9 protein-coding genes are annotated in these 11,824 nt (G+C 35.3%); all 9 read left to right on the forward strand.

Annotation, left to right across the window (positions count from 1 at the left end):
* Positions 1-13 precede the first annotated feature (13 nt).
* A complete protein-coding gene (locus H599_RS0117220; protein ID WP_026715267.1) occupies positions 14-2,449 on the forward strand; it encodes a sugar-binding domain-containing protein in 2,436 nt (811 codons plus the stop codon).
* Positions 2,450-2,797: 348 nt separating this feature from the next.
* Complete coding sequence (locus H599_RS21270) at positions 2,798-3,583, forward strand: glycoside hydrolase family 27 protein (RefSeq protein ID WP_245600543.1); 786 nt, start codon at positions 2,798-2,800, stop codon at positions 3,581-3,583.
* Positions 3,584-3,586: 3 nt separating this feature from the next.
* A complete protein-coding gene (locus tag H599_RS21275) occupies positions 3,587-4,165 on the forward strand; it encodes an alpha-galactosidase (protein ID WP_245600548.1) in 579 nt (192 codons plus the stop codon).
* Entirely contained in the window at positions 4,165-6,096 is a 1,932-nt protein-coding gene (locus H599_RS0117230) for a family 43 glycosylhydrolase (RefSeq protein WP_026715268.1), read from the forward strand. Before H599_RS21275 ends, H599_RS0117230 begins: the two co-directional genes overlap by 1 nt.
* 332 nt (positions 6,097-6,428) lie before the next feature.
* Positions 6,429-7,490 carry an O-antigen ligase family protein gene (locus tag H599_RS0117235; protein ID WP_026715269.1) on the forward strand — a complete coding sequence of 354 codons (1,062 nt, stop codon included), beginning with the start codon at positions 6,429-6,431 and terminating at the stop codon, positions 7,488-7,490.
* A gap of 58 nt (positions 7,491-7,548) precedes the next feature.
* Entirely contained in the window at positions 7,549-8,274 is a 726-nt protein-coding gene (locus H599_RS0117240) for a tetratricopeptide repeat protein (protein ID WP_026715270.1), read from the forward strand.
* A complete protein-coding gene (locus tag H599_RS0117245; protein WP_026715271.1) occupies positions 8,271-9,800 on the forward strand; it encodes a transglutaminase domain-containing protein in 1,530 nt (509 codons plus the stop codon). Before H599_RS0117240 ends, H599_RS0117245 begins: the two co-directional genes overlap by 4 nt.
* Before the next feature lie 40 nt (positions 9,801-9,840).
* Entirely contained in the window at positions 9,841-10,707 is an 867-nt protein-coding gene (locus H599_RS0117250) for a hypothetical protein (protein ID WP_026715272.1), read from the forward strand.
* Between the two features lie 263 nt (positions 10,708-10,970).
* On the forward strand, positions 10,971-11,824 hold an 854-nt coding region (locus H599_RS0117255), incomplete at its 3' end, for a tetratricopeptide repeat protein (RefSeq protein WP_026715273.1).

Consider the following 11,824-nt stretch of genomic DNA (forward strand, 5'->3'; position numbering starts at 1 on the left):
AAAAATACAATTTATGTTAACAACAAAAAAAATCTTTTTATCGTTTCTGGTTTGCTCTTGCACTTCTGTATTTAGTCAAATAGGATTTGGAGATTCTCAAAAAATTAATGAACAATGGAAATTTATTCTGCAGGACAATAAAGACTTTCAGGATAATTCTTTTAATGACAGCAAATGGCAAACTGTTGCTGTTCCTCATGACTGGAGTATTAAAGGACAGTTGAGTCCAACTCTGGCAAGTGCAACAGGATTTTTACCGGGAGGAATTGCCTGGTACAGAAAAACTATGGATGTGCCATCGGCCAAAAAAGGAGAAAAAGTGTTCCTGTATTTTGAAGGAGTGTATAACCGAAGCGAAGTTTTCGTTAATGGACATTCTTTAGGAAAACGTCCAAATGGCTATATTTCTTTTGCTTATGATGCTACTCCGTATATTAAATATGGTGAAAAAAATACCATTGCTGTTCGTGTAGATCACAGCAAGAGCGCCGATTCCCGTTGGTACACCGGTTCAGGAATTTACAGAAATGTTTGGGTAGTGTATGCTAATCCGGTGCATATTGCACAATGGGGCGTTTATGCTTATCCGGAAGTGAGTAAAAACACAGGAACTTTGAATGTTGAGGTTGGTGTTGAAAACGGTTCAGCAGAAAAATCGAATTTGACTGTTGTTAACGAATTGATTGCAAATGATGGAAAAACAGTTGCTAAGAGTACTAATACTGTAGCAATTGCAGCCAACCAATCAGGGAAAATTGCTGCGAAAATAAAAGTAACTAATCCTAAGTTATGGGATTTAGAAAATCCTAATTTGTACCAATTGAAAACTACTGTTTTAAAAGACGGTAAAGTTATCGATCATTCTACAACTCAAACAGGTTTCCGCAATTTTACATTCGATGCTAATAAAGGATTTGCTTTAAATGGCAAATGGATGAAAATAAAAGGAGTTTGTTTGCACCATGATGCGGGAGTATTAGGTTCGGCAGTTCCTCGCGAAGTTTTAGAAGGAAGATTGAAAACCTTAAAAGAAATTGGAGTAAATGCAGTGCGTACCAGTCATAATCCGCAGGCACCTGATTTTTATGAATTGTGTGATGAACTTGGTTTATTGGTTTTAAACGAAGCTTATGACGAATGGGAATTCCCTAAACGCAAATGGTTAGAAGGCTGGAATGTTGGAACACCGGGATTCGAAGGTTCTTTTGATATTTTTGCTGATTGGGCTGAGAAAGATTTAGAAGATTTTGTGCGTCGTGACAGAAATCATCTTTCTGTTTTTGCCTGGAGTATTGGTAACGAAGTAGATTACCCTAATGATCCCTATTCTCACCCGGTATTAGCAGGAGGCGGCGATACAGGATTCTCGCAAGCGGCTTACGGTGGTTATAAAAAAGATGCTCCGGATGCGATGCGTTTAGGTGCAATTGCAAAACGTTTGGTTGCTGCTGTGAAAAAATACGATAAATCCCGTCCTACAACGGCTGGTTTAGCCGGAGTAGCGATGTCTAATGAAACGGAGTATCCGGGAGCTTTGGACATTACAGGGTACAATTATACGGAAAGCAAATACCAGTCAGACCATAAGAAATATCCAAAACGTGTCATTTTTGGTAGTGAAAACCGTCATGATTACGAAGCTTGGTTAGCGGTAAAAAATAATGAGCATATTTTCGGACAATTCTTATGGACAGGGATTGATTATTTAGGAGAATCAGGAAGATGGCCATCGAGAGGATTCTATTCGGGATTGGTTGATTTTGCCGGACAGATTAAGCCTAGAGGTTATTTCCGTCAGTCACTTTGGTCAGAGAAACCAATGATTTACATCGGAACTTATCTTTCGAATAATCCAAATAAAAAAGACCTTTCTATGGACGCCTGGCCATTATGGAATTACAACGAAGGTCAAAAAGTAAAAGTAGTTTGTTATACAAATGCTGCTAAAGCACGTCTTGAATTAGACGGAAAAGTGGTGGGCGAAGTGAAAAACTATGATGCAGAAGTGGGGATTATTTCCTGGGACATTCCGTTTCAGTCCGGAAAACTGGAAGCAGTAGGATTGGATAAGAATAATAAAGAAGTGAGTCGTTATGCGATTACTTCTTCAAAACAACCTCAGGCTATTGTTGTGAAAAGTGCTGATGCAGTTATCAATAAAGATAATGGAGTAGCTGAAATCATGTTGCAAATAGTAGATGAGAACGGAATTCCGGTAATGATTTCTGATAATGAAATTACTTGTAAAATCGTTAGTGGTTCTGCAACTTTATTAGGATTGGAAGCAGGAAATAATTCGGATATGACTGATTACACCGATAATGTACAACGTGTTTTCCACGGACGTATTTTAGCTTACATTCAGGCAAATGGAACTAATGAACCTATTAAAGTTCAATTTTCCAGCCCATGGTTAAAAGCTGTTGAGGTTACTATTAATGTGAAATAAGTTGTTTTTTTGATTTAGAAAAATCAATATATTTTTAGAATTTATAAGTTAAGCTGTTTGCTTTTTTTAAGCTGACAGCTTAATTTTTTATAATAAAAAAATCTTCGTTAACCTATTGGTTGAAATTATTGACAACGTCAGTTCGAGTGAATTTTCGGAAAATGCGAATAGCTTTTTCTGAAAATTTGTATCGAGAACCTTTTTGATTGTAAATTTTCTTGTTCTCGATACGATCCTGCCCAAAAGCGGAATCACTCGAACTGACGAAAATTTACAATCAAAAACAATTTCACCCAATGAGTTTTATTATATTTGAAGTGTAATATTAACACATATAAAAACCAAAAAATGAAATTAAAGAATACAATTGCTCTGGCACTAGGAGTTATTTTGGTATCGGTTTCGACCAATGCCCAAAAAACAGCCTTCAAGAAGGACGAATTCAAACAATGGGCACAAACGCCACCAATGGGATGGAATAGCTGGGATTGTTATGGTTCTACTGTGGAGGAACATGAGGTGAAAGCGAATGCTGATTATATGGTCAAAAATTTAAAAAAATCAGGTTGGGAGTACATCGTAGTAGATATCAGATGGTTTGTGGAAAATGATAAGGCGGGAGGCTACAATCAAAAAGATCCACGTTATGTAATGGATCAATACGGGAGATATTTACCGGCATTAAACAGATTTCCTTCTGCAAAAGACGGACAGGGTTTCAAACCATTAGCTGATTATATTCATAGTAAAGGATTGAAATTTGGAATCCACATTATGCGCGGAATTCCTAAAAAAGCAGTAGAAGAAAAACTACCAATTAAAGGAGCAAACGGAATTACTGCTGATCAAATTTATACAACTGAATTACAATGCGAATGGTTGAAAGACAATTATACTATCCTTGCTGATAAACCGGGAGCACAGGAATATTATGATTCTTTGTTCGAATTGTACGCACAATGGGGAGTGGATTTTATTAAAATTGATGATTTATCGAGACCGTATCACGAAGGAGAAATCAACCTGATTAGAAAAGCAATTGACAAATGTGGTCGTGAAATTGTCTTGAGTACTTCACCTGGAGAAACGCCAATTTCGGCGGCTGCTCACGTAAGTTCTCATGCAAATATGTAGAGAATGGTTGACGATGTTTGGGATACCTGGCCACACATCACCCATTTAATGGATGTTGCTCAAAAATGGTATCCGCACATTGCTCCGGGAACATGGCCTGATTGTGATATGATTCCGTTAGGAAGAATTTCGTTAAGAGGAGAACGCGGTGAGGACAGAATGAGCCGTTTAACAAAAGACGAGCAATATACTTTAATGACTTTCTTTACGATCTTCAGATCTCCGTTGTTTTTTGGCGGGGATATGCCAAGTAACGATTCTTTTACCTTATCGTTATTGACGAATGCTGAAGTTTTAAAAATGCACCGTGAAGGAACCAATGTTAAACAACTTTTTCAAAAAGACGGAAAAGTGGCGGTGACTTCCAAGAATCCAAAAGACGGAAGTATTTACTTAGCATTATTTAATATTTCAGACAATGCTTCAGAAAAAGTAGCAGTACGCTTAGCTGATTTGGGGATCAAAAATGCTGAGGTTACTGATATGTGGACAGGGAAAAAAATAGGAGCTGTTAAAGATGAAGTTACTGTTACTTTAAATGCGCATGCTTCGGTTTTATATAAATTAAAAAGTAAAAAATAATGAAAAAAATATGTTTTAGTCTTGCTTTATTTTTGATGTTATTTAATTTTTCAAATGCTCAAAAAAAAGCAGGAGTTCCACCAGCACTTGCCGAAAAAGATTTAACCGCTTATCTGTTTGTGTATTTCACAGGGAATGCTGTTGAAGAAGAAGCGGTGCGTTATGCCATTAGCGCCGATGGTTATCATTATTATCATTTAAATAATAACCAATCGGTAATTGACAGTAAAATTATTAGTGAAACGGGTGGTGTTCGTGATCCGCATATTTTGCGTGGAGACGATGGCAAAACATTTTACATGGTTTTGACCGATATGACTTCGTCAAAGGGTTGGAGCAGCAACCGTGGTATGATATTGTTGAAAAGTACCGATTTGGTCAATTGGCAAAGCAGTAAAATAAATTTTCAGAAAACTTTTTCAGGAAATGAAAATTTAAAAAGAGTTTGGGCACCGCAAACCATTTATGATGCTAAAGCAGGTAAATACATGATTTACTTTAGTTTGATGCATGAAGGCAGTCCGGATAAAATTTATTATGCTTATGCCAATAAAGATTTTACGGCTTTAGAAAGTGAACCAAAATTGTTGTTTGTTCCAAAATCGGGTAACGCTTGTATTGATGGAGATATTATTGAAAAAGACGGTGTTTATCATCTTTTTTATAAAACCGAAACCAATACGCCGGGAATTAAAGTGGCAACAACCACTGATTTAACTTCTGGAAACTGGATTGAAAATGATAATTATTTGCAAAAAACTAAAGACGGAGTTGAAGGTTCCGGTGTATTCAAATTGAATAATTCTGATGAATATATTCTAATGTATGATGTTTATACAAAAGGAAAATATCAGTTTACTAAAACCAAAGATTTGGAGCATTTTACAGTAATTGATAATGATATTTCAATGGATTTTCATCCGCGTCACGGAACGATTTTGCCAATTACAAGAACCGAATTAAAACGATTGATTGCTAAATGGGGAAAGCCAAAAGACTATCCTCAAATCAATAACAATCCGGTTTTAGAAGGCTATCACGCCGATCCTGAAGTTTTGTACGCTGAAAAAACGGGCAAGTATTATATTTATCCAACAACTGACGGATTTGATGGTTGGGGCGGTTATTATTTCAAAGCTTTTTCGTCTGATAATTTAGTGGATTGGAAAGCGGAAGGAACTATTTTAGACCTTAAGAAAGAGGTGAGTTGGGCAGGAAGAAATGCCTGGGCACCTTGTATTGTTGAGAAAAAGATAAAAGGAAAGTACCAATATTTCTATTATTATACAGGAGCACAAAAAGTAGGTGTTGCGGTTTCAGATAATCCTACAGGTCCTTTTAAAGACAGTGGAAAACCAATTGTAGCCGGCAGACCGGAAGGCATAAAAGACGGTCAGGAAATTGATCCGGACGTTTTTACCGATCCAAAAACAGGGAAAAGTTATTTGTATTGGGGAAATATGTACATGGCTGTAGCCGAATTAAATCCGGATATGGTTACGTTAAAACCGGGAACTACTAAAATCATTAAAGTAAATGAGAGTTTCCGCGAAGGAACCTATGTAATTTACAGAAACGGATTGTATTATTTTTTCTGGAGTGAAGACGATACCAGAAGTCCAAAATACAAAGTGCGATACGGTATTTCAAATTCTCCGCTTGGGCCACTTGAAATTCCTAAAGATAATGTAGTTATTCAGGGAAATAAAGCAGAAGAAATCTATGCTACAGGACATAATTCGGTAGTGAAAGTTCCTAAAAAAGACGAATGGTATATTGTGTATCATCGTTTTTCATACCCTACCGGAATCAATATGGGTGACGCAGCCGGTTTCCATCGCGAAGTTTGTATCGATAAACTGGAGTTCAATGCTGACGGAACGATTAAACAGGTTGTGCCTACTCATGTAGGGATTAATCCTCTAAAATAAAATTAGAAAAAATATTTTTAAACTTAAAAAGGAAAGCATTTCTATTAGAGAAGGCTTTCCTTTTTTTTATGCAATTAATTTTATTGCAAGTATCTATGGAGTATCTATGGAGTATCTATGGAGTATCTATGGAGTATCTATGGAGTATCTATGGAGTATCTATGGAGTTGACCCGTCAAAAAATCACTAAAAGTGGGTATTGTAGTAATGCTTTTACTTGTATATGTTTGTTAATTAGAAGGTTCATTTTTTATATTTAAAATTATTACAGGATAGTGCAGGATACTTGTTTGTGTTTTTAATAGTATTTTTACTATTAAATAGTATTAAATATGATAAAAAATTACTCTGAAAAACCTTTTTTAAATATTTCACAAGCTGTTTGTTTTATAGTTTCATTCCTGTTGCTTCTAGGATGCTTGCTAAATTTTGAAATATTTTTATACAGCAGTCTTTTTAATTATTTTGTTTTAGTATTGGGTAGTGGTGTAATTTTAACTTTTATCCTTTTTTTGTTGTTTAAGGTTGTAAAAAGTGATGTAAAGATTGATGTAACATTACCTTTTATTCTTTTTATAATATGGGCTCTGTTTGTTTTTCTACAACATGGAGAAGCAGTACAATATAAATATTACCGCATTGCAGCCTGTTTTGTGTTTATCAGTTCTTTTATTGTCTTAAGAAAAGATAATAGTATCAGTTTTTATAAAGCGGTTGCTGTTGTTGCTACAATTGAAGCGATTTGGTGTGTTTTGCAATATTTAGGTAAAATTCCCAGTGAGGATGTCAATTTTAAAGTAACCGGAAGTTTTTCGAATCCTAATGTTGTGGCTATGTTTTTAGCCCTAAGTATTCCTGCACTACTTTATTTTTTTATAAAGCCCACTACAGTTTATAAAAAAGCAATTTATTCTTTAATGTTGTTGATTGTATGTGTTGGTTTGTTGCTTTTGGAATGCCGCACAGCTCTACTTGGCGCTGTTTTTTCATCAGGACTATTTCTGATACTTCACTTTAATAGTATCAGACGTTTTAAGCGAAAGTATTTGTTTTTTGGGTTTTTAGCTGTTGGGATTTTAAGTATTCCGATTGGGAAACAATTATATCTGCATAAAAAAGATTCCGCTGATGGTCGTTTGCTTATTTGGCGAATAACTACTCAAATGGTATTGGATTCACCTGTTCGGGGTTATGGTACGGGGATGTTTGAGAGAGAGTATAATCTGAGACAGGCAAAAGCCATACAGGAGAACAAGTTAAGTCAAAAAGAATTAAAAAATGCCTCATTCGTTTTAATGGCTTACAACGACTATTTAGAACAGGCGGTTCAGGGTGGAATTCCTGCTGTATTGTTATTCGTTTTAATGATAGCTTCTTTTTTTATATCCGAATAAAAAAGGTACCAATGCAATAGTAGAAGAGGAGGTTTTTGAAAATCGGGATGTTTGTTATGTGGCTTACGCCGGTTTTGCTGCTTTTGCATTGATGGGGCTTTTTAATTTTATACTCCAGGCTATTCCCGCTTTGTTTTTATTTGCGGTGTATGCAGGGATTTTATGTGCCGACAATAAACACATTATTGTAGTAAAATTATCTGTAAAATCGAATATAGTAAGATCCGTTTTGTTTACTTCCTTTTGTATTACAGGCTATTTGACTTTTCGACAATTTACAGAGGTTAAAGAGTATCGATTAATGAAAACAGCAAAGGATTATTTTGAATCCGGAAATGTTGTTCGAACTGAGAATTTACTCGAAAAACTTCAAAAAACAAAACAAAATTCCACAAGCTATTGCATTATTTATGGGAAGCTACTTTTTTCTCAAAGGAAATTCCAGGAGGCCTTAGGACAATTTGATTATGCTAAAAAGTTTAGTTCAACTCCGATATTGTTTGATATGGCAGCTCAATGTCATTTTCAAATGAAAAATAGCAAAGAAGCCATTTCTAATTTATATCAGCTAACTGCTTTATCTCCTAAGACAATAAAATACAAATTTGGATTAATGCAGCTTTTAGTGCTAGATAAACAGATTGGGCAGGCTCGTAATGTGGCACAACAAATAATAACTATGGCTGTCATTAATCCTGATGAATCGACAGATAAGTATCAAAAAATGGCAAAATCATTATTAAGAAATCAACAAAAATCCGAAAATCAATTACAAAAAATATGAAAAAGATATTTATATCAATAATAGTAATGTTTTCATTTTTTATGACTAAAGCACAGAATGCAGCTCCGCAAAATGTAATCGCAGTTTTAGAAAAAGCAGGCAAGAATAAAATCGAATTAGAAAAAGTCATTCAGCAATACAATAAAAACAAGGCTGACAGTTTAAAATTAAAAGCGGCTTATTTTCTGATTAGTAATATGGATATTCACTATTCAGCAGACTATTATTGGGCAGACAGAACAGGGAAAAGAATTCCTTATAACGAAATGGATTATCCTGACTTTGTAACCGCTGTAAAAGCTTTTGATGAGATAAAACTAAAATACGAAGGCGTAAAGCCTGTTCCTGTTATTTATAAAGACATAGATACCATCAAAGCTGATTTTTTAATCAAAAATATTGAAAATGCTTTTGAGGTTTGGAAACGACCTCAGGCTAAAAACACCTCATTTTCTGATTTTTGCAACTATATATTACCCTATAGGGTTGGTTCAGAACCTTTACAGGATTGGCGAGCTATTTATAAAGAAAAATTCAAATGGATTCAGGATAGTGTAAAAGGAGAAAACACAGAAGTGGCTTTACAATATTTTGCCAATGATTTCAGAAGTTGGTTTATTAATACATGGGATCAGGAACAGCGTAAAGAACCCTTACCTCATTTAGGTCCAATTCAGTTATTAAACCGGAAAAAAGGCAATTGTGATGATATTGGGGATTTGATGACTTATATGCTCCGTTCTCAGGGTTATGCTGCTTCGGTTGAATCTGTTCCTTTTTGGGCAACTTCAACAGGAACTCATTTTTTTAACAGTACGTATTCTTCGGAAGGAAAGCTGATTCCTTTTGATGTTTCGACAGCTAATGTGAAGATTGATAATTTTTCAAGAGAACCCTCTAAAGTGATACGTTTTACTTATGCCCGTCAGCCTGATGTTTTAGCTAGTATAATACCTAAAGAACAAATTCCTCCCGGATTCATGCGTAGTGAAAATTATAGGGATGTCACTTCGAATTACTGGCAAACCAGCAGTTTAGAGACACCATTGTTTATTCCTAAAATAAAACAATCAGTAGCTTATGTTTGTGTGTTTAATGGGTTGAAATGGAGAGCTACCTGGTGGGGAAAAATAAAAGAAAACAAAGTCAAATTTGATAATTTATGCAAAGGAGCGGTTTTTCTGCCTGCCTATTATATTGATGATAAAATAATACCGGCAGGTTATCCTGTGGCTTCGGGATACCAGCACCAGCTTACGTTAAAACCGGACTTAATCAATACCAGGAATGTGACTATTGAGGAGCAGGACAAATACCTCAAATTTAGATTAGACAAAAAATACACCCTTTATTATTGGAACAACAACTGGATTTCGATGGGAGAGCAAACCGCAACAGCTGAAACTAAATCGCTTGTGTTTGAAAAAGTTCCTAAAAACGCACTATTGCTATTGGTTTCGGACTATTCCCAAGGTAAAGAACGACCTTTTATTATTACGGATAATCAGGAAAGAATCTGGTTCTAAACCCAACATGTTTATTAATAACCATTAAATATTTTAAATTATGAGAAAAACAATTTTTGCCCTATTGATTAATCTGGCTTTTGCTTCGCATCAGATGAATGCGCAAACCAATGAAGAACAAGTCTTCAAAGAAAAGTATTTGAAACAAATGGAAAAAAATGCAGTTGCGGAAGCCCAGGCTCAATTGTTATTAGTAAGGGGAAAATACAGGATTGATAACGAAATGTATAAGACTCTTTTTCGGGTATATTACAATCGTAAACTGGAAATAGAAAAAGCATTATTGCTCACTGGAACAGCTCTTAATGAACAAAAGGATTTGGCTGTTATCATTTCAAAATACGATTCGATTGCTAATGTCTATTTACAGGCTATAAAAACCAAAAGCCTGATTGGAGACAAAGTGCTTGATGCAAAAGATAATTCAAAATTTGCCAGTGCAGTGAGAAACAGAGAAAGGTTAAAATTAAACAAAGAACAAATAGACAATTTAATCTATCAAAGTAAACTAATGGCAGATATGAAAAAAGAAACGCCATCATTAGATTTAAAAGCTCATGAAAGAAAGCTATTGCCAACTATTCTAACCGATGAACAATATACGGATTTGTTGGTTATTCTGAACCGAAAAACAGCATCAGACTGGGCAACTAATTCATGGAAGCATATTAAAGAACGAGGAATTGATCAAGGATTGGACAGTACTAAAGTTTACAGAGAAATCTACAATTACAATTTGGCCAAACTGGTAAGAAAAGACCGTTTTGGGAATGATATGCCAAAAACAAGTGCCAGTCTTGCCAGATTGGTTAGCGAACAGCCGGGAGCCTTAAGGATGTTGCAATCAGATCAGGCACGTAATGTTTCGAATAAACCTGAAGCAGCCAAAACCAAATTTGCCTGGTAATAACATTCCTTTAAAATATTGTATAAAGAAAAGAATCGGGTATGTGTAACTAAGTTTTGTCAAGTCGAAGTGTCATTTTTATTCTAAAAAAAAGTAATATAAAATGACTTTACAGCTTCCTCGTCAGTTCGAGTGAATTTTCAGAAAACGCGAATAGCTTTTTCAGAAAATTTGTATCGAGAACCATTTTTTGTAAAAATAGCATTGGTAACGTAGTCGAGACTTACTCGGTTCAATTTTTATTTGTAAAAAAAATAATATTTATGAAAAATAGTTTAAAAATAATAGCCCTGTTGCTGTCATTGCAGCTCTGGGCACAAAATAGCGGTAAGCCTAGTGTTTCCACAATGGATATGGCGCGAATGCAGCTTAATCCTAACCACTTTTATTATAATCCCGAGAAAGGATTTGAATCCTGTAAAAAAGCAGCTGAAGAAGAAGCGAATCCTAAGGCAATGAACATGCTGGCGATACTTTACAGCGATGGTGTGGGAACAGAAGTAAATCAGGAGCAGGCTTTAAATTGGTTCAAAAAAGCAGCTGAATCCGGTTATGTAAAAGCCTGGTATAATGTAGGGATCATGTACAAAGATGGGATAGGAACTCCTCAGGATTTTGAAAAAGCCTTTGAATATTATTCTAAAGGAACTGAATTAAAAGCCATAAGCAGTATGGGCGGTAAGGGTTACCTACTTTTTAAAGGTTTAGGATGTCAACAAAATTACGAGGAAGCTTTTGAATTGTTTAAGGTAGCCAGCCAGTATGGTAACCTAAACTCGATGTATATGTTGGGGATTTGTTACCGTAATGGTTACGGAACAACAAAAGATGTTGCAACAGCCCGGGAATGGATGACTAAAGCGGCAAATTATGGTTATAAACCGGCTCAAAATGAAATGATGGAAGCCGAACCTGAATTTACTGATTATAAGGAAACCCAAAAAACGGATTCTAAATCAAAAGAAATACATGAGAAAGCTATTAAGGAAACTTTTCAATCAGTATCTCACCGTTTAAAAAGCACCGAAAAACTGGACGGAACTTATACAGGCTATTTAGTAACTTATGACTGGAGCGGGCAGCATATTATTGCCAAAGAAGCATTAACTGTTGAACT

This window comes from Flavobacterium daejeonense DSM 17708 (assembly GCF_000425425.1).
GTDB classification, from domain to species: Bacteria; Bacteroidota; Bacteroidia; order Flavobacteriales; family Flavobacteriaceae; genus Flavobacterium; species Flavobacterium daejeonense.